Source organism: Streptomyces sp. NPDC005774, from assembly GCF_042871645.1.
GTDB lineage: Bacteria > Actinomycetota > Actinomycetes > Streptomycetales > Streptomycetaceae > Streptomyces > Streptomyces pratens.
The window spans coordinates 20,981-45,883 of the sequence record NZ_JBIAIV010000047.1; the positions used below are offsets into that span (position 1 = coordinate 20,981).

22 protein-coding genes and 4 pseudogenes are annotated in these 24,903 nt (G+C 71.1%); 9 read left to right on the top strand and 17 right to left on the bottom strand.

Going from position 1 to position 24,903, the window contains the following annotated elements:
- Positions 1-6 precede the first annotated feature (6 nt).
- Entirely contained in the window at positions 7-834 is an 828-nt protein-coding gene (locus ACFYQA_RS31005; RefSeq protein WP_388924886.1) for a trans-aconitate 2-methyltransferase, read from the bottom strand.
- Between the two features lie 125 nt (positions 835-959).
- Between ACFYQA_RS31005 and ACFYQA_RS31010 the strand changes: the two genes are divergently transcribed.
- Complete coding sequence (locus tag ACFYQA_RS31010; RefSeq protein ID WP_388924889.1) at positions 960-1,457, top strand: MarR family winged helix-turn-helix transcriptional regulator; 498 nt, start codon at positions 960-962, stop codon at positions 1,455-1,457.
- Here ACFYQA_RS31010 and ACFYQA_RS31015 read toward each other — a convergent pair.
- A complete protein-coding gene (locus ACFYQA_RS31015) occupies positions 1,416-2,183 on the bottom strand; it encodes a LuxR C-terminal-related transcriptional regulator (protein ID WP_388924892.1) in 768 nt (255 codons plus the stop codon). The two genes, ACFYQA_RS31010 and ACFYQA_RS31015, sit on opposite strands and share 42 nt — an antisense overlap.
- Positions 2,184-2,505: 322 nt before the next feature.
- On the opposite strand from ACFYQA_RS31015, the gene ACFYQA_RS31020 reads away from it, so the two are divergent.
- Positions 2,506-2,994, top strand: a complete 489-nt coding sequence (locus ACFYQA_RS31020) for a GNAT family N-acetyltransferase (RefSeq protein WP_388924895.1) — start codon at positions 2,506-2,508, stop codon at positions 2,992-2,994.
- Between the two features lie 56 nt (positions 2,995-3,050).
- On the opposite strand, the gene ACFYQA_RS31025 is transcribed toward ACFYQA_RS31020, so the two are convergent.
- Both ACFYQA_RS31025 and ACFYQA_RS31030 read right to left on the bottom strand, forming a co-directional pair.
- The gene (locus ACFYQA_RS31025) at positions 3,051-3,209 is read right to left on the bottom strand and encodes a hypothetical protein (RefSeq protein ID WP_388924898.1); all 159 of its coding nucleotides are present in this window, start codon (positions 3,207-3,209) and stop codon (positions 3,051-3,053) included.
- The gene (locus ACFYQA_RS31030) at positions 3,206-3,481 is read right to left on the bottom strand and encodes a hypothetical protein (RefSeq protein ID WP_388924901.1); all 276 of its coding nucleotides are present in this window, start codon (positions 3,479-3,481) and stop codon (positions 3,206-3,208) included. The genes ACFYQA_RS31025 and ACFYQA_RS31030 overlap by 4 nt, the downstream gene beginning before the upstream one ends.
- Positions 3,482-3,851: 370 nt before the next feature.
- Here ACFYQA_RS31030 and ACFYQA_RS31035 point away from each other — a divergent pair.
- A pseudogene (locus ACFYQA_RS31035) lies at positions 3,852-4,033 on the top strand (transposase); the annotation flags it as partial.
- Between the two features lie 193 nt (positions 4,034-4,226).
- On the opposite strand, the gene galK reads toward ACFYQA_RS31035, so the two are convergent.
- From galK to galT, 3 genes are all read right to left on the bottom strand, one after another.
- The gene (gene galK / locus ACFYQA_RS31040) at positions 4,227-5,405 is read right to left on the bottom strand and encodes a galactokinase (protein ID WP_388924904.1); all 1,179 of its coding nucleotides are present in this window, start codon (positions 5,403-5,405) and stop codon (positions 4,227-4,229) included.
- A 64-nt stretch (positions 5,406-5,469) separates the two neighbouring features.
- Positions 5,470-6,429: a UDP-glucose 4-epimerase GalE gene (galE, locus tag ACFYQA_RS31045; RefSeq protein ID WP_388924907.1), complete on the bottom strand. Its 960-nt coding sequence runs from the start codon at positions 6,427-6,429 to the stop codon at positions 5,470-5,472.
- Positions 6,426-7,487 carry a galactose-1-phosphate uridylyltransferase gene (gene galT, locus ACFYQA_RS31050; protein WP_388924910.1) on the bottom strand — a complete coding sequence of 354 codons (1,062 nt, stop codon included), beginning with the start codon at positions 7,485-7,487 and terminating at the stop codon, positions 6,426-6,428. The genes galE and galT overlap by 4 nt, the downstream gene beginning before the upstream one ends.
- Before the next feature lie 221 nt (positions 7,488-7,708).
- Between galT and ACFYQA_RS31055 the strand changes: the two are divergent.
- A pseudogene (locus ACFYQA_RS31055) lies at positions 7,709-8,353 on the top strand (Na+/galactose cotransporter); the annotation flags it as partial.
- A gap of 475 nt (positions 8,354-8,828) precedes the next feature.
- Here the strand turns inward: ACFYQA_RS31055 and ACFYQA_RS31060 are convergent.
- From ACFYQA_RS31060 to ACFYQA_RS31075, 4 genes are all read right to left on the bottom strand, one after another.
- On the bottom strand, positions 8,829-9,521 hold the full coding sequence (locus ACFYQA_RS31060; RefSeq protein ID WP_388924913.1) for a LuxR C-terminal-related transcriptional regulator: 693 nt from the start codon (positions 9,519-9,521) through the stop codon (positions 8,829-8,831).
- 286 nt (positions 9,522-9,807) lie between these two features.
- Positions 9,808-11,829 (bottom strand): PQQ-binding-like beta-propeller repeat protein, encoded by a 2,022-nt coding sequence (locus ACFYQA_RS31065; RefSeq protein ID WP_388924916.1) that lies wholly within the window; start codon positions 11,827-11,829, stop codon positions 9,808-9,810.
- 123 nt (positions 11,830-11,952) lie between these two features.
- Positions 11,953-13,800, bottom strand: a complete 1,848-nt coding sequence (locus ACFYQA_RS31070) for a PQQ-binding-like beta-propeller repeat protein (RefSeq protein WP_388924919.1) — start codon at positions 13,798-13,800, stop codon at positions 11,953-11,955.
- Positions 13,801-14,099: 299 nt separating this feature from the next.
- Complete coding sequence (locus ACFYQA_RS31075) at positions 14,100-15,923, bottom strand: ABC-F family ATP-binding cassette domain-containing protein (protein ID WP_388924921.1); 1,824 nt, start codon at positions 15,921-15,923, stop codon at positions 14,100-14,102.
- 145 nt (positions 15,924-16,068) lie between these two features.
- Between ACFYQA_RS31075 and ACFYQA_RS31080 the strand changes: the two genes are divergently transcribed.
- Entirely contained in the window at positions 16,069-16,674 is a 606-nt protein-coding gene (locus ACFYQA_RS31080) for a Uma2 family endonuclease (RefSeq protein ID WP_388924924.1), read from the top strand.
- Between the two features lie 12 nt (positions 16,675-16,686).
- Here the strand turns inward: ACFYQA_RS31080 and ACFYQA_RS31085 are convergent, their stop codons facing one another.
- The 5 genes from ACFYQA_RS31085 to rsmI all read right to left on the bottom strand — a co-directional run bounded on the left by ACFYQA_RS31085 (position 16,687) and on the right by rsmI (position 20,995).
- Positions 16,687-17,583, bottom strand: a complete 897-nt coding sequence (locus tag ACFYQA_RS31085; protein ID WP_388924927.1) for a 4-(cytidine 5'-diphospho)-2-C-methyl-D-erythritol kinase — start codon at positions 17,581-17,583, stop codon at positions 16,687-16,689.
- Positions 17,580-18,467, bottom strand: coding sequence for a 16S rRNA (adenine(1518)-N(6)/adenine(1519)-N(6))-dimethyltransferase RsmA (rsmA, locus tag ACFYQA_RS31090; RefSeq protein WP_388924930.1), 888 nt, complete (start codon positions 18,465-18,467; stop codon positions 17,580-17,582). Before rsmA ends, ACFYQA_RS31085 begins: the two co-directional genes overlap by 4 nt.
- 34 nt (positions 18,468-18,501) lie before the next feature.
- The gene (locus tag ACFYQA_RS31095; protein WP_388924933.1) at positions 18,502-19,443 is read right to left on the bottom strand and encodes a TatD family hydrolase; all 942 of its coding nucleotides are present in this window, start codon (positions 19,441-19,443) and stop codon (positions 18,502-18,504) included.
- A 50-nt stretch (positions 19,444-19,493) separates the two neighbouring features.
- Positions 19,494-19,838, bottom strand: a complete 345-nt coding sequence (locus ACFYQA_RS31100; protein ID WP_388924936.1) for a hypothetical protein — start codon at positions 19,836-19,838, stop codon at positions 19,494-19,496.
- Positions 19,839-20,146: 308 nt separating this feature from the next.
- A complete protein-coding gene (gene rsmI, locus ACFYQA_RS31105) occupies positions 20,147-20,995 on the bottom strand; it encodes a 16S rRNA (cytidine(1402)-2'-O)-methyltransferase (protein WP_388924939.1) in 849 nt (282 codons plus the stop codon).
- Between the two features lie 241 nt (positions 20,996-21,236).
- Between rsmI and ACFYQA_RS31110 the strand changes: the two genes are divergently transcribed.
- From ACFYQA_RS31110 to ACFYQA_RS31120, 3 genes and pseudogenes are all read left to right on the top strand, one after another.
- The gene (locus ACFYQA_RS31110) at positions 21,237-22,979 is read left to right on the top strand and encodes a dolichyl-phosphate-mannose--protein mannosyltransferase (protein WP_388924942.1); all 1,743 of its coding nucleotides are present in this window, start codon (positions 21,237-21,239) and stop codon (positions 22,977-22,979) included.
- A gap of 129 nt (positions 22,980-23,108) precedes the next feature.
- Positions 23,109-23,565: pseudogene (locus tag ACFYQA_RS31115) on the top strand (ATP-binding protein); the annotation flags it as partial.
- A 27-nt stretch (positions 23,566-23,592) separates the two neighbouring features.
- A pseudogene (locus ACFYQA_RS31120) lies at positions 23,593-23,851 on the top strand (hypothetical protein); the annotation flags it as partial.
- On the opposite strand, the gene ACFYQA_RS31125 reads toward ACFYQA_RS31120, so the two are convergent.
- Positions 23,848-24,162 carry a hypothetical protein gene (locus tag ACFYQA_RS31125; protein WP_388924945.1) on the bottom strand — a complete coding sequence of 105 codons (315 nt, stop codon included), beginning with the start codon at positions 24,160-24,162 and terminating at the stop codon, positions 23,848-23,850. The pseudogene ACFYQA_RS31120 and the gene ACFYQA_RS31125 sit on opposite strands and share 4 nt — an antisense overlap.
- Positions 24,163-24,371: 209 nt before the next feature.
- Here ACFYQA_RS31125 and ACFYQA_RS31130 point away from each other — a divergent pair, with 209 nt between their 5' ends.
- Positions 24,372-24,740 (top strand): hypothetical protein, encoded by a 369-nt coding sequence (locus ACFYQA_RS31130; RefSeq protein WP_388924947.1) that lies wholly within the window; start codon positions 24,372-24,374, stop codon positions 24,738-24,740.
- Positions 24,741-24,903 lie beyond the last annotated feature (163 nt).

Here is a 24,903-nt window from a genome sequence, read left to right on the forward strand (position 1 = left end):
GCGGGGTCATCCAGCCTTCCGGGCCACCGCGAAAACGCGCCGGAACGGGAACGGGGTGCCGTGCGGGCCCGCCGGGTAGGCGGTGCGCAGGGCGGTGCGGTACTCGTCGACGAAGCTGTCGCTCGCCCCGGGGTCGTCGGCGAGGGCCGTGAGGACGGGCCGCAGGGCGGTCCCCTTGACCCAGTCCAGGACGGGGTCCTCGCCCTGGAGGAGATGGACGTACGTCGTCTCCCACACGTCGGCGGTGCGGCCGAGGCCGGTCAGTCGCTCCAGGTACGCCTCCGGACGGAGCACGGCGCCGGTGTGCCGCAGGACGCCGTCGAGGTGGCCGGCCCAGCGCGGGGAGTGGGCGAGTTCGCGCATGAGGACGTGGCTGGGGGCGTCGAAGTTGCCGGGCACCTGGAAGGCGAGGGTGCCGCCGGGGGCGAGTCCGGCGATCCAGTCGGCGAACCGGTCCGCATGACCGGGGATCCACTGCAGGGTGGCATTGCTGACGATCAGGTCGCACGGCCGGCCGGGCTCGGGCGTCCAGGTGCGGACGTCGGCGCGGGCGAAGTCGATCCGGCCGCCGCCGGGGGTGGGACCCTCGTGGTCGGTGCGGGCACGGTCGAGCATCTCGGGCGAGTTGTCGTAGCCGGTGATGCGGGCGCGGGGCCACCGTTCGGCGAGCAGCGCGGTGACGTTGCCCGCGCCGCAGCCGAGGTCGGCGATGCGGGGCGGGTCGCCGGGCAGCCCGGGGACGCGCGCAAGGAGGTCGAGGAAGGGCCGGGTGCGGTGACCGGCGTGACGCAGGTACTGGGCGGGGTCCCACCGGGGATCGGTGACCGCGGGCATGGAACCTCCTGGAGTCGGCCGACGAACGGGCTGACGGATACCCAGCGTCCCGCACCTACTGGCTCGACAGCAATCCTCTTGACGTCAAGAGACTTCACGTCGACACAACCACTACACTGATCGTCATGGAGGACGAGGTCGATCGGCTGGTCGCAGCATGGCGCCGGGAGCGCCCGGACCTCGACGTGGAACCGCTCGAGGTGCTCAGCCGGGTGAGCAGGCTCGCCCGGCATCTGGACCGGGCCCGCAGGCTGGCCTTCGCCGAGCACGGGCTGGAGCCCTGGGAGTTCGACGTCCTGACCGCGCTGCGCCGCGCGGGCGCCCCCTATCAGCTCTCGCCTGGGCAGCTCCTCACGCAGACACTGGTCACCTCGGGCACGATGACCAACCGCATCGACCGCCTGACCAAGAAGAGTCTGGTGGAGCGCCTGCCCGACCCCAACGACCGGCGTGGCGTCCTGGTCCGGCTCACGGACGAGGGCCAGGACCGCGGGGACAAGGCGCTGGCCGGGCTGCTGGCGCAGGAGCGGGCGATCCTCGCCGAGCTCTCCCGCGCCCAGCGCGGCGAACTGGCGGGCCTGCTACGCCGGTTGACTGCCCCGTTCGACAACATCCCCGGTTAGGTCGGCCGGTCCGACACCCGCCCGCCGGGCCAGGGCGACGGCGGCGAGGGTGGAGTGCACGCCCAGCTTGCCGAGCACGTTCTGCATGTGTGTACGGACGGTGTGCGGGGACAGGTACAGGCGCTCGGCGACGGCCTTGCGCCCCAGTCCCGCGACCATGCACCGCAGCACCTCCCGCTCGCGCGGGGTCAGGGACTCCACAAGCTGTTCGCTCTCGGTGCGGTGCTTGCGGGCGGCGGTGAGTTCGCGCAAAACGCCGGTGAGCAGGGCGGGCGGCAGATGCGTCTCGTCGCGCAGCACCCCCCGGATGACGGTGAGCAGCCGGCTCAACGAGCAGTCCTTGGCGACCCAGCCGCCCGCACCGGCCTGGAGGGCGAGCGCGGCACGACGGGGGTCGTCCTTCTCGGCGAGCACCACGATCCGTACCCGCGGCTGGACCGAGCGCACCCCGGTGACCAGGGACATCCCATCGACGATGCCGTCCTCGTCGCCCGCTCGCGCCGGTACGGCGGACGGGCCGGACGGCACTGTGCCGCCCAGGTCGGCGTCGACGAGTAAGACGTCGAACCGCCGCCCCTCGGCGGCCGCCCGCTCCAGACACCGCAGTGCGGCCGGTCCGCTGCCCGCCGCGGACACCTCGACGTCCGGCTCGGCGGCCAGGGCCGCGGCGAGCGACTCGGCGAAGATGCGATGGTCGTCGACGACCAGCACTCGGATACGTTGCACGAAACCCCCTTCCCCATGCTCTCTGCAGAGCAGGGGACTACCCCGTCGCCGGAAGACGACACCGACACTCGCACGGGTAAGACGCCGGAGCCCTGTCCCGGACCGACGGAACCCGACCGGAACCACCGGAGCCACCGCTCCCGGGACGGGCCGCCCGGAGCCGCCCGGCCGCCGCCGTACGTCACCGCCGCCCCGCCCCGGATCGCGTACCCGAGTGTCTCGCCCCCTGAACGGCGCCGGCCCCCACCGGCGCTGTTCAACAGAGTACGGACGAGGGCCGGGAGTGGAAGGCTATTTGCAGAACTGGCGCTCCTGCGCGTTTATGGTGAGCCGCATGTTTCGTCTTGAGACAGAAGTCGACAAGGACCGACGTGATCTGCTCCGCAGGAGGCTGAGGGACACGAACACGGCAGCGTCCCCGGTGCTGCGGGCGCTGCGAGGAACCCCGGACGAACGCGAGTCCCCTTTGCACGTGTGGGCATCGGACCCGGCCGGTGATCTGGCGGGCGGCCTGGTCGGCCACACCTGGACGACCTGGTTGCACGTGACCTACCTCTGGGTCGACGAACGCCACCGCGGAGCGGGCCTGGGCACCCTCCTGCTGTCCACGGCGGAACGCATCGCCGCCGGCCGGCGCGGCTGCCGCTCTTCCCGCGTGGAGACCTGGGACTTCCAGGCCCCGAGGTTCTACCGGCGGCACGGCTACGAGGTGGTCTGCGTGATCCCGGACTACCCGCCGGGCATCACGGAGTACACGCTGGTGAAGCGGCTGAAGCCGGACACCGGAACACACCGAGCACATCCGAGTTGACGCCGCCCGACAGACCATCCTCCCGAAAAGCCTCTGCCGTCGCCTCTGTCCCGTCGTTACTGGTCCGCCGTGAACTGCTCGGCGGTCTTCGCCAGGATGGGGTGCTCGACCTCGTCCAGCGGATCGGTCACCGCCGGAACGGAGAGTCCGAGGTCATCGCGTAAGCACCGCAGAGTGGGCCTTGCCGGCCTCATCGCCACCGCAGAACCGGTCATTCGTCGATCCCCCCCACCGCGTCGATCTCCTCCGCTGTCAGACCGGTCAGGAGCATGACGTCCGACTTCAGGGAGCCGTCCAGGACACGGAGCGCTTCCACCATGCCCTCGCGCAAATCCTCGCGCCGCTGGTCCAGACAGACCCGTACCGCCTCCGCGACCAGGCCCTTCTTCGCCAGCCCCAGGAAATGCGCGCCCTGGCTGATCAACTTGTCCGTCGCCGGGTCCACCTTGAGAGGCGCCTGCCGGGGCGCCTTCGAAGCCGTGGTCATGAATACCACCTCCACTCACGAGGTACCTCAGCACCTCAGTACCTCAGGTCAACCTTTTACCCATGGTCCGGCCGCGAGGCACGGCCCGTCGGCCGGGGGCACTGCCGGAGCAACCGCCCTGACACGCCTTCATGGGCCCGGTGATGCCACAGGAGGAAGCCTCTGCGGCACCCTCATCCCGCCCACGCCCCGGGGAGGACACTCCGCTCCAAAGAAGTGAGCACTTTGGCTGCCACTGTCCTGATACCGCTCTTTTGAGCGCTTACGTGACACACGCCCGCCGACTGCTCACGCTTTCCGCAAGGCATCCGTCTCCGGCCCCGCAGCGTCGGGACCGCGGAGATCCCCTGCACCACCCGGTGGGACACCATCCCGGCAGATCGTGCCGCGCATCGCTCGCCGAGGCGTCGAAACGTCCAGCCGCCTCGGCAAACACCGCTGGGTCGTCGAGCGAACGTGTCCTGGCTGAACGGGTGCCACCGGCTACACCGTCGCCATGAGCGCAAGGCCGAGCGCTTCCTGGCCTTCGTCGGCCTGGCCAGTGCCCTGATCGGCTACGACGCTTCGCCCGACAGGACATCCTTGGAGCCCCAGGGGATGGTCAGGCAGCGGGATGCGCGGCGGAGGTGCAGGACTGCTCGGACGTCCCTCCGTCCGAGCCCGGCCTGATCCGCGTCGCTCTCGTACCGCCCGTGTGCTTCTCGGGCCGGTGACGCCGGGGCCTGACCGGTGTCACCGAACCGCTTCAGCGCACCCGCCGTGCCCCCGCCGAAGGCACCGCCTCGAAGACGCGGGGGGTCTTGAAGCCGGCCGTTGCGAAGGCTGTCTCCACCGCCTTGGTGAGGGTGTCCACGTCGGTCGCCTCGGCCAGGACGATGGCCGAGCCGCCGAAGCCGCCGCCGGTCATGCGGGCGCCGAGGGCACCGGCGGCGACGGCCGTGTCGACGACCAGGTCGAGTTCGGGGCAGGAGACACGGAAGTCGTCGCGGAGGGAGGCGTGGCCCGCGACGAGGACGGGGCCGATGGCACGGGTGTCGCCCGATTCCAGGAGGGCGACGACCCGGTCCACCCGCGCTTCCTCCGTCACCACGTGGCGGACCAGGCGGCGGACCTCCTCCTCGTCGCCCAGCCGCTCCAGCGCCGCGTCGAGTCCGGCGTGCGGGATGTCCCGCAGGGCGTCGACGCCCAGCAGCGCGGCACCCTTCTCGCAGCCGGCGCGGCGTTTGCCGTACTCGCCCTCGCTGTGGCTGTGCTTGACCTGGGTGTCGACGACCAGCAGGCGCATGCCCTCGGCGGCCAGGTCGAAGGGGATCTGCCGTTGGGAGAGGTCGCGGGTGTCGAGGAACAGGGCGTGGCCGCTCTCGCAGCAGGCGGACGCCGTCTGGTCCATGATGCCGACGGGGGCGCCGACGTAGACGTTCTCCGCGCGCTGGCACAGGCGGGCCAGCTGCCAGCCGCGCAGGCCCAGTGCGTACAGGTCGTTGAGGGCGAGGGCGACGACGACCTCCAGGGCCGCCGAGGAGGACAGGCCGGCGCCGGCCGGGACCGTCGAGGCGAGGTGGATGTCGGCGCCGGTCACGGCGTGGCCGGCCTCGCGCAGGGCCCAGACGACGCCCGCCGGGTAGGCGGTCCAGTTCTTGTCCGTGCCGGGAGTGAGGGAGTCGACCGTGACCTCCACGACGGGTGCGGCCACGTCGGCGGAGTGCAGGCGCAGGACGCCGTCGTCGCGCCGGGAGACCGCCGCGACCGCGGTGTGCGGCAGGGCGAACGGCATGACGAAGCCGTCGTTGTAGTCGGTGTGCTCACCGATGAGGTTGACCCGGCCCGGTGCCGCCCAGACGCCCTGCGGTTCGGCTCCGTACAGCTCCCGGAATCGCTCGCCGACCGCTCCCGCGTCCGCCTCGCCGGCGATCGACTCGCTCATGCCCTGCCCCATTCCCTGACCCTTCGTCATACTGAATGTGCTGCTGCTGCTTGCTCTGCTGTTGCTACTGCTGCCGCTGCGCGAACTCCCACGCGTCCGCGACGATCCCGGCGAGGTCCGGGCGGGACGGCTCCCAGCCCAGTTTCTCGTGGGCCGCGGCGGCCGACGCCACCAGGACCGCCGGATCGCCGCCCCGGCGGGGGGCCACGACCTCGGGGATCGGATGGCCGGTGACCCGGCGGACCGTCTCGACGACCTCGCGGACCGAGAAGCCGTTGCCGTTGCCGAGGTTGCAGATGAGGTGTTCGCCCTCGGTCGCCGCGGTCAGGGCCAGCAGGTGGGCCTCGGCCAGGTCGGCGACGTGGATGTAGTCGCGGACGCAGGTGCCGTCCGGCGTCGGGTAGTCGTCGCCGTAGACGCTGATCGCGTCGCGGCGGCCCCGGGCGACCTGGAGGACGAGCGGGATCAGGTGGGACTCGGGGTCGTGCCGTTCACCGCAGTGGCCGTACGCGCCGGCCACGTTGAAGTAGCGCAGGGAGACCGCACCCAGGCCGTGGGCCGCCGCCTCGCCGGTGATCATGTGGTCGACGGCGAGTTTGGAGGCGCCGTAGGGGTTGGTGGGGCGGGTCGGGGCGGACTCGACGATCGGGACCTGTTCGGGCTCGCCGTAGGTGGCCGCGGTGGAGGAGAAGACCAGCCGGCGCACGCCCGCCTCGCGCATGGCGCCGAGCAGGGCCATGGTGCCGCCGACGTTGTTGTCCCAGTACTTCTCGGGCTTCACGACCGACTCGCCGACCTGGGAGAACGCGGCGAAGTGCAGGACGCCGTCGAAGGAGGGGTCGAGCCAGGTGGCGGCGTCCCGGATGTCGCCCTCGACGAAGGAAGCACCGGCCGGGACGGCCTCGCGCACGCCGGTGGAGAGGTCGTCGAGGACGACGACCTTGTGGCCGGCCTCCAGTAGATGCTGGGCGACGACGCTGCCGACATAGCCCGCGCCGCCGGTGACCAGGTACTTCCCGCTCATGAACTCGCTACCTCTCGCAGTCGCTCGGCCGCGCGTTCCGGCGGCACGTCGTTGATGAACACGTTCATGCCGGACTCGGAACCCGCGAGGAACTTCAGCTTGCCGGATGTGCGGCGAATGGTGAAAAGCTCGAGGTGGAGCGCGAAGTCGTCGCGCGTGACCCCGTCGAACTCCTCCAGCGTGCCGAACGGGGCCTGGTGCCAGGCCGCGATGTACGGGGTCGCGGGTTCGCCCTCGCCGAAGATCCGGTCGAACCGCCGCAACAGTTCCAGATAGACCTGGGGAAACTCTGTGCGTGCCGCCTCGTCGAGCCCGAGCAGGTCGGGCACCCGGCGCCTGGGGTACAGGTGGACCTCGTAGGGCCAGTGCGCGGCGTACGGCACGTAGGCGACCCAGTGGTCGCTCTCCAGGACGATCCGCTCCCCGGCCAGTTCCTCCGCCAGGACGGTGTCGAACAGGTTTGCCCCGCCGGTTGCCTCCTTGTGTGCGGCCACTTGGCGGAGCATCAGGGAGGTGCGGGGGGTGATGAAGGGGTAGGCGTAGATCTGCCCGTGCGGGTGCTGGAGAGTGACGCCGATCTCGGCTCCCCGGTTCTCGAAGCAGAACACCTGTTCAACGGAAGGCAGATGGGACAGTTCCGACGTCCTGTCCGTCCACGCGTCCAGGACCAGGCGTGCCTGCTCCTCGTTCAGGGAGCCGAAGGAGGCGTTGTGGTCGGAGGTGAAGCAGACGACCTCGCAGCGGCCGGAGTCGCCGGCCAGGGAGGGGAAGCGGTTCTCGAAGACCACGACGTCGTACGAGGAGTCCGGGATCTCGCTGAGCCGGTCACCCTCGGAGGGGCACAGGGGACATTCGCCGGCCGGCGGATGGTAGGTGCGGCCCTGGCGGTGGGAGGCGATGGCCACGGAGTCGCCGAGCAGCGGGTCGCGGCGGATCTCGGACGTCGTGACGGTGGCGTCCAGCGGGCGGCGGTCGGCCACGTCGCGCACGGTGTCGTCACTGAGGTCGTAGTAGATGAGTTCGCGACCGTCGGCCAGTCGGGTCGAGGTCTTCTTCACGCCGGACGCTCCATTCGAGCCGTTCACTGCACGGTTTTCACCACACGGTTTTCACTACACCGTCTTCATACTGTTTCAACATAACTCAACACACCAAAACACAACTCACCAGGGTCGTCAACATCACCATCAAACAAACAGCACCAGTGGACGTGTTCGATCGGTGAAATCGGAGGCGTAGGTTCCGCGACGTATGGGTTCGCGCAACGAAGCGAGTACTCATGCAGACCCCCACACATCTGCCTGCACCATGCACCCCACACCTCACTTCCCTCACCGACCCCACCGATCCCGCCGGCCCGCTCCACCTCGCCGCCGAACTGCGGCTCCCCACCAACCGGCTCGACTACCTGATCCTCGCGATCTACTTCGTCGTCCTCGGCATCGGGTTCGCGGCCCGCCGGTCGGTGAAGACCAGCCTCGACTTCTTCCTGTCCGGCCGCTCCCTGCCCGCCCGGGTCACCGGTCTGGCCTTCGTCGCCGCCAACCTGGGCGCCACCGAGATCCTGGGCATGGCCGCCAACAGCGCGCAGTACGGCGTCTGCACCACGCACTGGTACTGGATCGGCGCCATCCCGGCGATGGTCTTCCTCGGCCTGGTGATGATGCCGTTCCACTACGGCTCCAAGGTCCGCTCGGTCCCCGAGTTCCTGCTGCTGCGCTTCGACAAGGCGGCCCACCTGCTCAGCTCGACCCTGTTCGCCTGCGCGGCCATCCTCATCGCCGGCGTCAACCTCTACGCACTGGCGATCGTGGTCGAGGCGCTGCCGGGCTGGCCGCAGTGGGTGGCCATCGTGATCGCCGGCTTCTTCGTCCTCGCCTACATCACCCTCGGCGGTCTCTCCTCGGCCATCTACAAGGACCTCCAGGAGGAGGTCTCCGAGCTGCAGACCAAGTCCGCGACCGCCGCCCGCCTCTTCGACATCCGCCGCCTCATCGGCGGCCTGTTCGTGGTGTACGGCGTCATCGTCACGACCGCGGGCGTCACCGCGTCCGACGCGGACATCGACAAGGCCGAGGGCGTCAACATCAACCTGTGGAACGGCCTGGGCATGCTGGCCCTGGGCCTGTTCTTCCTCGTCCGGCTGAAGCTGCGGCCCACGGCTCCACCGCCCCGGACGTCACGGACCCCGCACAGGAGCAACAGCGGGGCGACTGAGCACACGGCGGGGCGGCCCCGACGGGGCGGCCGATCACCCGCGCGCGGTGGGACGTCCGAGGGGGCGCGTCGCAGCGGGGCGGGACGTCCGCGGTACCGGCAGCACAAGCGCCGGAACCGGCCGGCATCCCGCCCCCCGAGCGCCCTCACCCGCCCTCACTCCCGCCCGCCCCCACTCACCCTCACTCCTCGGGCGACGACGTCCCCCGCACCGGGCCCGCCCGGTCCAGCAGCCCCGTCCGGGCGGCCAGCGCCGCGGCCTCCAGCCGGGAGCCCACACCGAGTTTCATCAGGACGCGCTGTACATGCGTCCGCGCCGTGGACGGTGCTATGCCCATGCCCGCCGCGATCAGCCGGGTGTCCTCACCCTCGGCGACCCGGACCAGGACCTCCACCTCCCGCGGGGTCAGCATCCGCAGCAGCCGCTGGCCCTCGTCGTCCGGCTGGACCGCCGGGTTCAGCAGTTCGCCGAACGCGCCCTGCAGCAGTTGCGGCGCCACAGCCGCCTCCCCCGCCCGCGCCTTCATGATCGCCCGTTCGACGCCCTCGATGCGTTCGTCGTGCCGCACATAGCCGGACGCGCCCGCCGCGAACGCCGCCGCGATCCCGCGGGGGCTGGGCACCGGGCCCAGCACCAGCACCGCCACCTGCGGTCGTTCCCGCTTGATCTTCACCACGGGGTCGAAGATCCCGGGCTCCGCCGGGGCCGCCGTCCCCAGCAGGCACACCTCCGGCGCTCTGCTGATCACCAGATCCGCCGCCCCCGCCACCGGTGCCGCCGCGGCCAGCACCCGGTGCCCCCGCAGCTTCAACGCCGAGGCCAACGCCTCCGCGAGCAGCCGGTGGTCGTCGACCACCATCAACCGCACGCCCATCGATCATCCCCCCAAACCGCGAGCGCACCCCCGTGCGCCGCCTCCCCGTCCGGTCCCGGAAGCTACACGCTTGTTCGACGTCGCGCTCCCCCTACCGGCGAGAATCGCCCCGGAACGCCGAAATTCTCGTATTCGTCGACCATGAACACCCCATGAGCGGTACGCGTACGGCCCCACCCCTGAGCAGGGGCGGGGCCGTACGAACGGGCCTCACGAGCGGGCCTCACGAGCGGACCGGAACAGAGCCGGAGCAGATCGAAACTGGTCCAGGCAGGTCGTGGAACGATCAGCCGGTACCGAAAGCGATCGCCAGGTACTCCTTGTCGCCCGAGGACAACTCGCTGGCGTACACGTCCGACATGTACAGCCGGCCCTGGGAGTACAGGATCTCGGCGTGCTGGGGCAACATCCGCGCCTCCACGTCCCGCACGGACTTCGTCGCCGGGTTCTCCATCAGCTTGGTCTCCTTGAAGGAACCGCCGGCGATGCTCACGATCTGCCCGCCCTTGTCGTAGGGCGGACGCTTGTACGCGATGACGTTGTCGCCGTCCATCCGCAGCGGGACGATCGTGTAGTCGTCGCCCGCGTCGGCGCGCTGGCCGGTCTGCTTGCCGGTGGACAGGTCGAAGGCGACGATCTCGTTGGTCCGGCTGTACCCGTCGCCGGAGCCCTCGTGCTCCTCGGTCGCGATGTACAGCCGGTCCTTGCCGACGGCCAGTCCACTGCAGTGCTCGATCTTGGTGATGCCGTCGCAGCGGGCGCCGAACTCCTCACCGGGCGCGGAGATGCGGGACCGCAGCCCGCCGCTCTTGTTGTCGATGGAGAAGAAGTCCGATATGCCGCTGCCGTCACCGGCGGAGTCGCCGACGTCGGCGGCCACGACCAGCGGGTCGGTGGACACCACGGCCGCGTAGTCGATGCCCTCGGACATCTTGTACTCCGAGATCACCTTCCCGTCCTTCGGGTCGATGGTCTGGATGTGCAGCTGCCGCTGGTCGTACGAACCGCACTTGCGCACCGCGACCATCTTCGGGCCGCCGCCGTAGCCGGAGTCGTAGCAGGCGCCGGACGTCTTGGGTGCCCACAGGGCCTTGCCGGAGGTGATGTCCCAGGCGGCGCCGCCGCTGGTGCTGCCCGCCGCGACGGTGTTCCCGCTGACGGTGATGTTGTTGAAGCTGATCTCCTGGGTGCCGCTCTTGGCCGTCTCGGACCACAGCTTCTCGCCGGTGGCGAGGTCGAAGGCCGCGACCTGCGTGCAGCTCTGCGGTTCGGTCTTGGTCGGCATCTTCGGCTTGTAGATGATCGCCGTCCTGCCGTCCTCGGTGGCGTGGTCGCTGGCCTCGCACACCGGTCCGGGCAGGTCGAGTGTCCACAGCTCGCTGCCCTTGGCGGCGTCGTAGCCGACGACCTCGGCGATGCCGCTCTTGGCGTACACCTTGTCGGTCGTCCAGGAGCCGGAGGTGACGATGGTCGTGGCGTCCTTCGGGACCTTCGGCGCCGGTACCTGGAAGAGGACCTTGGCGGAGGGGTCGGCCGGGGCCTTCTCGTCGCCGCCGGTGGTCTCGTCGCCGCCGGAGCCGCCGCCCTCGGCGCCCTTCGTGCCGCCGCTGTCGCCGGAGTTCGCGGTGTTCTTCTTGTCGTCGTCACCACTGGACGAGGAGTACCAGACACCGGTGCCGACGATCAGGCCGATGGCCACGACCGCGGCGACGATGATCGCCGACGTCGCGTTGACCTTCCGCCCGCCGCCGGGCTGCCCCGGCTGCGGCTGCATCGGCACGGTCGGGTGCGGATAGCCGTAGGGCTGGCCGTACGGCTGCTGGCCGTACGGCTGCTGGCCGTACGGCTGCTGACCGTACGGCTGCTGACCGTACGGCTGCTGACCGTACGGCTGCTGACCATAGGGCTGCTGCGGCTGGCCGTACGCACCGGGTTGGCCCGGCTGCGGCTGGCCCGGGTATCCGTAGCCGACCGGAGGCTGCTGCGGATAGCCGTACCCGGGCGGCGTCTGCGGACCGCCCGGCACCGGAGCAGCCGGCGGCGGGGTCTGCGGGGCCGTCCGGGGCGACTGCTGCGGCGGCTGGGGGGCCTGCGGGTAGCCGTAGCCCGGCTCCGGGGTCTTGCTGAGATCGGGGCCGCCCGGTGCGGACGGGGGCTGCTGCGCCGGCGGCTGCGCGGGCTCGGGCGGCGGACCGAAGCCCGGCTGAGCCTGCGGGGCCGCGGGGGCCTGCTGCGGCTGCTCGGGCGGGGACGGCTCGGGCGGCGGGCCGAAGCCCGGCTGGTTGGGCGGCTGGGGCGGCTGCGTCATGACGTGAGTACCTCGAAGAACTCGAAGACGGGGACGGGCGGCGGGGAAGGGACCGGAGGGGGCGGGGGCGCCGGCCGGCGGGGGCCGGCGGGGGGCCGGCGCACCTCACCACTGCTGCGCGCCTTACTTGCCGTAGGCGAGCATCAGTTTTTCCTTCGCGTCGTCATTGCCGGTCAGCCGGGTGGTCGAGAGGTAGAAGCGGCCGTCGACCCAGTCGATGGACTTGCTGAAGAAACCCCTCTCGATGGCCGCGGTGCCCTGCGGGTTCTGCAGCAGTGTGCCCGGCTTGTGGCTGCTGCCCGTGGTCGCGATGGACACGATCCGCCCGCCCCCGTCGTACGACGGCTCCACGTAGGCGATGAGCTTGCCGTCCTCGACCTTCATGGGCACCATCGAGTTCGCCACGGGGGACTTCACCCGCCACTTCTCCTTGCCGGTGGCGAGACTGACCGCGACGATCTCGTTGGCCCCGGTGGTCGCCTTGGTGGGCAGGTAGAGAGTGTCCCCGTCGACGGCGACGCCCTCGCAGCCCTGGAGGTCACGGGCGAGGATGGCCCAGCCGCACTGGGCGGAGAAGTCCTCGTCGACGGAGACCTGGGAGCGGATCGAGCCACTGGAGCCCAGCGTGGAGATGTTCCACGCCTTCTTGCCCTGGTTGGTGCTGTAGATGACCACCGGGTCGACGGAGTAGGCGCGCTCGACGCGCCAGCCCTTGTCGAACTTCTGGGTCCACTTGACCTTGCCGGTCTTCGGGTCGAGCTCCTGGACCTCGTCGTGCTCGTTGTTGCCGCCCGCACCGCAGGACGCGACCTGGATCAGCCGCTCGCCGCCCGCGAACCCGGCGGGGAAACAGGCCTCGCCGTACTTCTTCTTGTCGTACATCTTGTCGCCGGACGTCACATCGAACGCGGTGCCGGACTGCGAGCGGCCGACCATCAGCGTGTTGCCGCTGAGGGTCATCTCGATGGAGATCACGGAGTCGAACAGCGCGCCGTCGTCGACCTTCTTCGTCCAGCCCTTCTCGCCGGTGTCGAGGTCGACGAGCTGGAGCTGGTTGCACTTGGCGCGGTCGCTGCCGCCGCTCATGTACGCGACGACGACCTTGTCGTCGGACGTCTTCTCCGAGGTGACCGCGCAGATCTTCTGCGGGAGGACCAGGGGCTCCCAGGCCGGCTTGCCGTCGGCGACGTTGTAGGCGGAGAGCTCCTTGTAGGCCGCCTTCACCGCCGTCTTGCCGGTGATCCACATGCCGGGGGCGTCGGCTCCGGAACCGGGCGCGTCGGGCGCCTCCTTGTACCAGAGCACCTTGGACTCGCCGGACTTGCGGCCCTCGTTGAGGTCCTCGGGGCCGGAGTCGCCGTCGCCGCTGCCGTCCCCCGGGTTGACCGGGGCGCCGGAGGGCTGGGGCTTGGGGTCGTCGCCGGTCTGCTGGGCGACGGGCTTCTTACCCTTCTCCTCGTCGCCGCCGGAGACCGCCCACACGGTGGTGCCGAGGGCTATCAGCACCGCCGCCACGGCGCCGATGATCACGGCGGACTTGCCCTTGAAGGGGTTGCGGGAGCCGGGTCCCGGCGGCGGGGTCCCGGGCGCGCCCGGGAACTGCGGCTGCGGGTAGCCGTACCCCGGCTGCTGCCCGTACGGGCCGGGCTGCTGCGGCTGGCCGCCGTAGGGGCCGGAGGCGTACGGCCCGGAGGCGTACGGCCCGGAGGCGTACGGTCCCGGCTGCTGCCCGTACGGTCCAGGCTGCTGCGGCTGCCCGTACGGTCCCGGCTGCGGCGGAGGCGGGGTCTGCTGCGGGTAGCCGTACCCCGGCTGCGGCGATCCGGACGGCGGGCCCTGCGGGGGCGGCGGCGTCTGGGGCGGGCCCTGCGGAGGCTGCGGGGGCGGAGCCCCGAAGCCACCACCCGGCGCGGGCGGGTCCTGCGGTGCTCCGAAGCCACCCTGCGGCGGCTGGCTGGGCGGCTGAGCCATCAGCGTGTTCCCCCTTGCTCACTGATTTTTAGCCACACCCTGAGGCGCGCAATGTCCCCAGAGTCGTATTCACGCGGTTCCGACGGTTCTCGGACGGGCTCTTTCTATCACCCGGTACCGACAGGCCACCGGGCCCCGTCCACCGCTGTTCCCAAGGGAGAACCGGCCTGTGATGCCCTCGTTACGCGCCTCCACGCCCCCTTCACACCTCGCACGCCCCGCACACGGACCGGCGTGCGGGGCTCGCGTGGGTGCGTGTGGGGCACGTGGAGGGAGGAGTGGCCAGGGTGGCCAGGGGGTCAGGCGTTCTCGGCGAGTTCCAGCCACCGCAGTTCGAGCTCATCCCGCTGACCGGCCGTCTCCCGCAGTTCGGCGTCGAGTTGGGCCACCTTGGCGAAGTCCGTGGCGTTCTCGGCGATCGCGGCGTGCAGCTTGGCCTCCTTCTCGGAGACCTTGTCGAGCTGCCGTTCGATCTTCTGCAGCTCCTTCTTGGCGGCGCGCACGTCGGCGGCGCTCTTCTCGGGGGCGGCGTCCGCGGCCGGCTTCGCCGCCGAGGGCGGGGCGGCGGAGGTGGCGGCCGCCCCCTCCTCCATCTTCTTGCGCCGCTCCAGGTACTCGTCGATACCGCGCGGCAGCATCCGCAGGGCGCCGTCGCCGAGCAGGGCGAACACCCGGTCGGTGGTGCGCTCGACGAAGAACCGGTCGTGGGAGATGACGATCATCGAGCCGGGCCAGCCGTCGAGGACGTCCTCGAGCTGGGTGAGGGTCTCGATGTCGAGGTCGTTGGTGGGCTCGTCGAGGAAGAGGACGTTGGGTTCGTCCATGAGCAGCCGCAGCAGCTGGAGCCGCCGCCGCTCACCGCCGGACAGGTCGCCGACGGGCGTCCACTGCTTGTCCTTGTTGAAGCCGAACGTCTCGCACAGCTGCCCGGCGGTCATCTCGCGCCCCGTGCCGAGGTCGACGCGCTCGCGGACCGCCTGCACGGCCTGGAGCACCCGCCAGGTGGGGTCGAGTTCGGCGACCTCCTGGGAGAGGTAGGCGAGTTTGACCGTCTTGCCGACGTGGATCCGTCCCGCCGTGGGCTGGATCTCGCCCTCGCTGCGGGCGGCCTCGGTCAGGGCCCGCAGCAGGGACGTCTTCCCGGCGCCGTTGACACCGACCAGGCCGAACCGGTCACCGGGACCGAGCTGCCAGGTGAGGTGCTTGATCAGCACCTTGGGCCCCGCCTGGACGGTGACGTCCTCCAGGTCGAAGACCGTCTTGCCGAGCCGGGAGGAGGCGAACTTCATCAGCTCGCTGCTGTCCCGGGGCGGCGGGACGTCCTTGATCAGTTCGTTGGCGGCCTCGACACGGAAGCGCGGCTTGGACGTCCGCGCGGGGGCCCCGCGGCGCAGCCAGGCCAGCTCCTTGCGAACCAGGTTCTGCCGCTTGACCTCCTCGGTGGCGGCGATGCGCTCCCGTTCGGCGCGGGCGAAGACGTAGTCGGTGTAGCCGCCCTCGTACTCGTACACGTCACCTCGCTGCACGTCCCACATGCGGGTGCAGACCTGGTCGAGGAACCAGCGGTCGTGGGTGACGCAGACGAGCGCGGAGCGCCGCTCCCGCAGGTGCCGGGCGAGCCAGGCGATGCCCTCGACGTCGAGGTGGTTGGTGGGCTCGTCGAGGACGACCAGGTCCTGGTCGTCGATGAGCAGCTTGGCGAGCGCGATCCGGCGCCGCTCGCCACCGGACAGCGGTCCGATGACGGTGTCCAGGCCCTTGGGGAAGCCCGGCAGGTCCAGGCCGCCGAACAGCCCCGTCAGGACGTCCCTGACCTTGGCGTTGCCCGCCCACTCGTGGTCGGCCATGTCGCCGATGACCTCGTGCCGGACCGTGGCCTGCGGGTCGAGGGAGTCGTGCTGGGTCAGCACGCCGAGGCGCAGCCCGCCGGAGTGCGTGACCCGCCCGGTGTCCGCCTCCTCCAGTTTGGCGAGCATCCGGATCAGGGTGGTCTTGCCGTCGCCGTTTCGCCCGACGATACCGATGCGGTCCCCCTCCGAGACCCCCAGGGAGATGCCGTCGAGGAGGGCACGGGTGCCGTACACCTTGCTGACGTTCTCGACATTGACCAGATTGACGGCCATTTCTCTCCTGTACTGGGGGATCGATCGACTTTCAAGCGTAGGGCGTTCCCGACGGCGGCCGGAGTGCGAGGCAACAGTCACTCTTTGTGATGACGTGATCGGAAACGGGCGGCTACCTTAGAGGGCAGGCAGCAGGATCCCGTCCATGGGAGGAACCATGACCGCCGAGTCCGTGAAGCAGCACTGCCACTGGCACGTGCCGCCCAGGGACGGCTACACCGTGGACGATCTGTTCACACTGCCCGATCTCCCGCCGCACACCGAGCTGATCGACGGGAGCCTCGTACTCGTGAGTCCGCAGCGCAATTTCCACGCAGACGTGATCGACCTGCTGGTCAGCGGCCTCCGGCGAAGCGTGCCGAAGAAGTTCAGGGTGAAGCGGGAGATGACCATCATCCTCGACCGGCGCAATGGCCCGGAGCCCGATGTGAGCGTCGTCCTGACCGATGCGGTCAGCGGACCGGACCAGACGAGCTATCAGGCTCAGGACGTACTGCTGGCAGTCGAAGTCGTGTCCCCGGACTCGGAGTCACGCGACCGCACGACCAAACCCCAGAAGTACGCGGCTGCCGGCATCCCCAACTTCTGGCGCGTTGAGCGCGACGGAACCGGCCGTAGTCCGCTGGTCCACGTCTACGAGCTGGACCCGCTCACTCACGCGTATGTGCACATGGGGATGCAGCGCGAGCGCGTCAAGGTCGACCAGCCGTATGCCATCGACATCGACCTCACCGCCGTCGACGAGCTCTGAGCCGAACCCCCTTCAGATCACCGTCGCTCCCGGCACCGGCCCCGCCGCCGTACGTACGGTGCGGCAGGTGCCGGAGGCCCTCAGCGCGTCCGCGATCGCCTCCGCCGCCTCCGCGTCCCGCGCGAGGAAGGCCGTGGTCGGCCCGGATCCCGAGACCAGGGCGGCGAGGGCGCCGGCGCCACGCCCGGCGGCCAGGGTGCCGGCGAGTTCCGGGAACATTGACAGCGCCGCCGGCTGGAGATCGTTGGAGACGGTCGCGGCGAGCGCGTCGGGGTCGCCCTTGGCGAGGGCGTCGAGCAGGTCCTGCGAGGCCATGGGCTCGGGGATGTCCCGGCCCTCCGCGAGCCGGTCGAACTCCCGGAAGACCGCCGGGGTGGACAGCCCGCGCTCGGCCATCGCGAACACCCAGTGGAAGGTGCCGCCGACCTCCAGCTCCGTCAGTCTCTCGCCCCGCCCGGTGCCCAGTGCCGCCCCGCCCACCAGTGCGAACGGCACGTCGCTGCCCAGCTCGGCGCAGATGTCGAGCAGTTCCTGCCGCGAGGCGCCGGTCCCCCACAGCGCGTCGCAGGCCAACAGGGCGCCGGCGCCGTCGGCGCTGCCGCCCGCCATGCCGCCGGCGACGGGGATGTCCTTGGTGATGTGGAGGTGCACGTCGGCGTCCCGGCCGTACCGCCCGGCGAGCGCGAGGGCGGCGCGGGCGGCGAGGTTCGTCCGGTCCAGGGGCACCTCGGCGGCGTCCGGGCCCGCGCAGGTGACGCGCAGTCCGTCCGGCGACGGTGCCACGGTGATCTCGTCGTGGAGGCCGACCGCGAGGAAGACGTTGGCCAGGTCGTGGAAGCCGTCGGGGCGGGCCGCGCCGACCGCGAGCTGGACGTTGACCTTGGCGGGCACGCGGACGGTGACACTCACGCGACGGGCTCCTCGGACTGCTCGGACTGCTTGTGCTCGGCGATGCGCGCGAACTCCTCGACGGTCAGGGACTCGCCGCGGGCCTGCGGCGACACCCCGGCGGCGACCAGCGCGGTCTCCGCCGCCGCGGCCGAGCCCGCCCATCCGGCGAGGGCGGCCCGCAGGGTCTTGCGGCGCTGGGCGAAGGCCGCGTCGACGACGGCGAAGACCTCGCGCCGGGTGGCGGTGGTCTTCAGCGGTTCCTCGCGGCGGACGAGGGAGACCAGGCCGCTGTCCACGTTGGGCGCCGGCCAGAACACCCTCCGCCCGATGGCGCCGGCCCGTTTGACCTCGGCGTACCAGTTGGCCTTGACCGAGGGCACGCCGTACACCTTCGAGCCGGGCGGGGCGGCGAGCCGGTCGGCGACCTCGGCCTGGACCATGACGAGGGTGCGCTCGATACTCGGGAAGGTCTCGAGCATGTGCAGCAGCACCGGGACGGCCACGTTGTAGGGCAGGTTGGCGACCAGCGCGGTCGGGGCGGGGCCGGGCAGCTCGGTGACCTGCATCGCGTCGGAGTGGACCAGCGCGAACCGGCCGGCCCGCTCCGGCATCCGGGCCGCGACGGTCGCGGGCAGCGCGGCGGCGAGGACGTCGTCGATCTCGACGGCGGTGACCCGGTCGGCGGCCTCCAGCAGCGCCAGGGTGAGCGAGCCGAGCCCCGGCCCGACCTCGACGACCACGTCGTCCGGGCGGACCCCGGCGGTGCGAACGATACGGCGGACCGTGTTCGCGTCGATCACGAAGTTCTGGCCGCGCTGCTTGGTGGGCCGTACGCCGAGCGCGGCCGCGAGTTCGCGGACGTCGGCGGGGCCCAGGAGGGCGTCGGGGGTGGGGCTCGTCACGGGGACAAGGGTACGGGGCGCGGGACCCCGCAGGTCACGCCTGTGGATAACCGAAGGCCCGTGCCGTGTTCGCCGCGAGGGCCGTGGCGAGGGTGTCCTCGTCGGTCCCGCGTACGGCCGCCATGGCGCGCACGGTGACCGGCACCAGGTACGGGGCGCCCGGCCGGCCGCGGTAGGGCACCGGCGTCAGGAACGGGGCGTCGGTCTCCACCAGGACGAGCTCCGGCGGGGCGACGGCGAGGGCGTCGCGCAGGTGCTGGGCGTTCTTGAAGGTGACGTTGCCGGCGAACGACATGAAGTACCCGGCGCGGGCGCAGATCTCCGCCATCGCGGCGTCCCCCGAGTAGCAGTGGAAGACGGTGCGTTCCGGTGCGCCCTCCTCCTTGAGCACGCGCAGCACGTCGGCGTGGGCGTCGCGGTCGTGGATCACCAGGGCCTTGCCGTGCCGCTTGGCGATCTCGATGTGGGCGCGGAAGGACCGCTCCTGCGCCTCCTTACCCTCGGGCCCGGTGCGGAAGTAGTCCAGTCCGGTCTCGCCGACGCCCTTGACCTGGGGCAGCGCGGCCAGCCGGTCGATCTCTGCGAGCGCCTCGTCCAGGGCCGCGTCGCCGCCGGGCTCCCGCGCCCCCTGCCGTGACCATCCATCGGGATCGCCGTGCACGATGCGCGGCGCCTCGTTCGGGTGGAGCGCGACGGTCGCGTGCACGCTGTCGTACGCGGCGGCCGTCTCCGCGGCCCAGCGCGAGCCCGCGAGGTCGCAGCCGACCTGGACCACCGTCGTCACCCCCACGGACGCGGCCTTGGCGAGCCCCTCCTCCACCGTGCCGGACTGCATGTCGAGGTGGGTGTGCGAGTCCGCGACCGGCACCCGCAGGGGCGCCGGGAGCGGCGGGGCCGCGTTCTTGCCGGAGGTGTCCGAGGTGTCCGAGGTGTCCGAGGTGGTCCCGGTGGCGGTGTCGCGGGCGTTCGAAGACATGCACCGATCCTACGGACCGCCGGGAGACGGCATCCCGCGGCCGGGAACGGTCACTCCTTCCGGCGGAAGGGGTGCATGAGGCCGGCCAGATGCCAGTGCCGGTCGCCGGGCTCGATGTGGGCCGCGTCGAGCGCCGTGGTGACCCGGCCGGGCCGCATGATCCGTACGACATGGCCGTCGCAGCGGAGGCACGTCGGACGGCTCAGCGGGGAGGGCACGATCCGGCCGTTCGCCAGATAGCACACGAGGTCGTGGCCGTCGGTGTCCTGGTGGTGTTCTATCTCGTACGACTGCTCCCAGCCGTACCCGCAGCGCATGCAGGCGAAGGAGTACGACTCCCTGATGACGGCGCCGGCGTCGGCGCGCGCTCCGGGCCCCTCTGCGATCTCGGTCATCCCGACTCCTGTCGGTCCACGGACGGTCCACGGACATACCTGGAGGGAACGGAGCGGTCCCGCCCCGTTCCTCGCTTCCAGTGGACTCCTCCGCGAGCGGAAACGCACCGGGCCCGACGAGCTATTTGGTGCCGATTTAGGCGTTCCCTTACCGATGCCACCCGTGCTCTTTACCCATGCCTGCCGTACGCGCCCCGGAGGGGCGCGGGACCGTATCGATCTGCGGCTCCGCCGCGTGGGCGCGTCCGGCCGCACACCACCGTCGGCCCGCGACGAAGCCGACCACCGACGGCGCTAGCCGGCCCCGTTCACCCCTCGGAGCGTTTCGCCGCCACCACGGCGTCGAAGACCTCCCGCTTGGGCACTCCCGCCTCCACGGCGACCGCCGCGATGGCCTCCTTGCGCCGCTCCCCCGCCTCCTCGCGCACCCGTACCCGGCGCACCAACTCGGCGACGTCCACTTCCTCGGGCCCGTGGTCCGGGGCGCCCTCGACGACGACGGTGATCTCGCCGCGTACGCCCTCGGCCGCCCATGCGGCCAGCTCGGCCAGCGGACCGCGCCTGACCTCCTCGTACGTCTTGGTCAGCTCACGGCAGACGGCGGCGCGGCGTTCGGTGCCGAACACCTCGGCCATCGCGGCGAGCGTGGCGTCGAGCCGGTGCGGGGACTCGAAGTAGACGAGGGTGCGCCGCTCCTTGGCGACCTCCCGCAGCCGCCCCAGCCGTTCCCCGGCCTTGCGGGGCAGGAACCCCTCGAAGCAGAACCGGTCGACGGGCAGCCCGGACAGGGCGAGCGCGGTGAGTACCGCGGACGGTCCGGGCACGGCGGTGACCTTGATGTCCCGCTCGACGGCGGCGGCGACCAACCGGTATCCGGGGTCGGACACGGAGGGCATCCCGGCGTCCGTCACCAGCAGTACGCGGGCGCCGCCCGCCAGCTCCTCGACCAGTTCGGGCGTACGGGCGGACTCGTTGCCCTCGAAGTAGGAGACCACCCGTCCCTTGGGGGTGACGCCGAGCGCCTGGGTCAGCCGTCGCAGCCGCCGGGTGTCCTCGGCGGCGACGACGTCGGCGCCGGCCAGCTCCTCGGCGAGCCGGGGCGGTGCGTCGGAGACGTCGCCGATGGGGGTGCCTGCGAGTACGAGGATTCCGGTCACCCTCTCATCCTCCCAGCACCGGAGCCCCCACGAGGACGGCCCGCACCCCGCCCCGTACCCGGCCCGCACCCTGCCCGGCCCGGCACCCGCACCCGGCGCGCATCCGCACCCGCTCGGGCCCCGCACCCACCCCGCATCCGCCCTCGCACCCAGTGCGGCGGAGTCGGGCGCACCTGGGGCATACCGGGCCCGTACCTCCCATGCGCGGGACTCCCACAGGGCCATTCCCTACGATGGCGCGGTGACGAGTACCGCGTCCTCCACGGACACCCGGCAGGAACAGCCGCCACAGGACCAGCAACCGTCGTGGCAGCAGCGGCTCCGCCGTTTCGGCTACACGGCGAGGCCCGGGGGCGACGTCCGCGACCGCTTGGTCCCGCCGTACACGAAGCCGGCGGGCAGACTGTGGACGGCGCTCGGGGTGCCGCCGACGCTCGGCGAGCGGATCACTCGCTGGTCGGGCTGGGGCGGTCCGTTGCTGGTCACGCTGCTGGCGGGGGTGCTGCGCTTCTGGAACCTGGGCAGCCCCAAAAAGGTGATATTCGACGAGACGTACTACGCGAAGGACGCGTGGGCGCTGGTCCAGCGCGGCTTCGAGGTCAACTGGGACAAGGCCGCGGACAAGCAGATCCTCTCCTCCGGCGGCGACGTCTCCGTCCCGATCGAAGCGGCGTACGTGGTGCACCCGCCGGTCGGGAAGTACGTCATCGGGCTGGGCGAGCTGATGTTCGGGTTCGACCCGTTCGGCTGGCGGTTCATGACGGCCCTGCTGGGCACGCTCTCGGTCCTGATGCTGTGCCGGATCGGCCGGCGCCTGTTCCGCTCTACGTTCCTCGGCTGCCTGGCGGGCGCGCTGATGGCGGTGGACGGCCTGCACTTCGTGATGAGCCGCACCGCGCTGCTCGACGGGGTGCTGATGTTCTTCGTGGTGGCGGCCTTCGGCTGTCTGGTCGTCGACCGGGACCGGGCGCGGGAGAAGCTCGCGGCCGCGCTGCCCGTGGGCACCGACGGCAGGGCCCTGCCGGACGCGCACATCGCCGAGACCGCGCGGCTGGGCCTGCGGCCGTGGCGGCTGACGGCGGGGCTGATGCTGGGCCTGGCGTTCGCCACGAAGTGGAACGGCCTGTACATCATGGCCGCCTTCTGTGTGATGGCGGTGCTGTGGGACGTCGGCTCCCGCCGGACCGCCGGCGCCCACAGCCCCGTGCGGGCCGTGATGAAGCGCGACCTGGGCTGGGCGTTCCTGTCCACGGTGCCGATCGCCCTGGCGACGTACCTCGCCTCCTGGACCGGCTGGTTCCTCTCCTCGGACGACGGCAGCGGCGGCTACTACCGCGACTGGGCCGTGACCGACGGCAAGGACAGCGCCTGGTCGTGGCTGTTCCCCGACTGGTGGCGCAGCTTCTGGCACTACGAGAACCAGGTGTACGAGTTCCACGTCGGCCTGTCCTCGCCGCACACCTACGAGTCCAACCCGTGGAGCTGGATCATCGCGGGCCGCCCGGTCTCGTTCGACTACGACTCCCCGGCACCCGGCACGGACGGCTGCCCGGCCGACGCGGCCGAGAAGTGCGCCCGCGAGGTACTGGCCCTGGGCACGCCCCTGCTGTGGTGGGTGGGCTGCTTCGCGCTCCTCTACGTCCTGTGGCGCTGGTTCTTCCGCCGCGACTGGCGGGCGGGCGCCATCGCCTGCGGCATCGTGGCCGGCTATCTGCCCTGGTTCTTCTACCAGGAGCGCACGATCTTCTACTTCTACTCCGTCGTCTTCCTCCCCTTCCTGTGCCTGGCGGTGGCGATGCTCCTGGGCGCGCTCATCGGCCCACCCCGCGCCGGCGACACCCGCCGCGTGGCAGGCGCCACGGCCGCGGGCGTCCTGACCCTCCTGATCGTCTGGAACTTCATCTACTTCTGGCCCATCTACACCGGCACGGCCATCCCGATCGACGACTGGCGGGCCCGGATGTGGCTCGACACGTGGGTCTAGCCGGACGGATGCGCCATGGGGGCGCGGCATCCCACCGGGCCCCCATGGTCGTCGTTGGTCGTCGTGGGCCGCCCTCGGACGGCCCGGAGACGGCCCGAAGACGGCCCAGCTCATGGCAACAGCAGGTTTATCGTGCAGATCGTCTGGGGTCCCGCGCTCACGATCGGCCCGTTCCTGGCCCTGCTCACCCTGTGGTCGGTCGGCCGCAAGCAGCAGACCGCACCGAAATGGGTCCTCCCGGGCAACGTCCGCTCGGGTGAGGGGGAGCCGATCACGCCGTCGATCGTGGTCAAGGCCCTGCGCGACCTCGGAGGCCCGGCCCTGCGAGGCGCCATCAAGGAGATGGGCGACGCCGGCGCGTCCATGCTCGGACCGATCCGCATCGCCGGATGCGGCCTGGAAGTCGACGTCACCCTGCCCTCGGGGTGTCGACGAACGAGGTGCAGAACCGGCGCCGCAAGCTCGCCGAGAACCTCACCCGGCACGAGCACGAGGTGTTCATCACCATCCCCGGGGCGGCCCGCACGGTGCGGCTGTGGATCGCCGACTCCGGCGCGAAGGGAACCCTCATGGTCCTACGCCCATCGACCACACCCAGCACACCCCGGCCGAGACCGTGCCGGCCGTCTCCCGCACGGCGGTGAACGTCGCCCTCGGGGGCGTCGGCTTCCTCACCGTGTGCGGCGGTCTGCTGCTGCTCACCTCGTTCATCGCCGCGCTGACCGCGTTCGTCACCCAGCTCATCACCCTGGCCGCCGCCGTCTTCGGCGGCTGGATCGCCGTCCAGGTCCTCAGCACGAGCGGCCCACAAGGGCGGCACGACGGTGAACATCCGCAGGGCGACGTTCAAGTGCAACCACTTCCACGGCTAGGGCATGCCGCTGCCCTGTCGATCACCACCCGGGCGGTGGCTCACCCCCATCGCGATGATGCCGGTCAGCAGAAGCCCGCTTCCTGTCAAGATCCCCCACTGCCGGGTGCCGATGTCGCTGATCACCAGCCAGAAGACCAACTGCCAGCACAAGGCGAAGGCAGCCACCAACTGGCCCCAGCCGTAGAGGCGAACGCGGTGAACCGGACGCCGGTTCACGGGGAGAACCCAGCCCCGGGTAACCGCCGCTACGCCCGAAGCGGCGAAGAGTAACGCCACCACCACAGAAAGGATGGCGATAGAGAGCAGCATCGTTCCCCCTCCTTGCGCGCCGGCCCCGCGCCGGACGCCGCCGTGATCATGACACCCGCTGCGCTCCGCGTCCACGCGCGTCCGTAGCCCATGCCCCTCCTGATCAGCCGGACAGTCCTGGCTACGCCAAGGGCGGCCCCCTGTTCCGCGGGCCTTGGCCAGTTCCTTCTTCACCTCGGCGTCGACCTCGAAGACCTGGAGGTGACTGGTTGCGCGCCCGGCTGATGGCCTCCGCGAGCGGCTCGTACGAGGAGTCGCCCTCGGCGGCGGCCGTGGACAGGTCGAAGGCGCCCGCGAAGCGGTACATCGCCGGCTCGCCCGCCTTGCCCTTCGTCGAGAACTTCGACTCGTCCACACCGGCCGGCGCGTCGCACGCGCCTCGGGCGTCGTCACCGGCGCTGCCACCCGCGCCCGACGGGCCACCGGTCAGCGCCCAGGCCGCGCCCACGCCTCTGCCCCCAGCCAGCAGGCCGACCAGGAGAGCGGCCACCAGCGGACCCCGGCTGCGGGCCGACGCGATACTTGCGACCGGCTCACTGGACCGGCTGCGCGCGGCACTCGGCGAGAAGCCGAGCTGAGGAAGCGGTACGGGGCGGGGTGTACCGCGCGCCCTGGGGCGTAACTACCCTTCCGCCGTTCGAGGTTGAACCTGCCGTGGTGGGTGGCGGCCGGACTCGATCTCCTTTCGGACAACAAAAAGAAACAGTCGCCCCTGCCGCCACTCCTTGTGCGTAGAGTGCT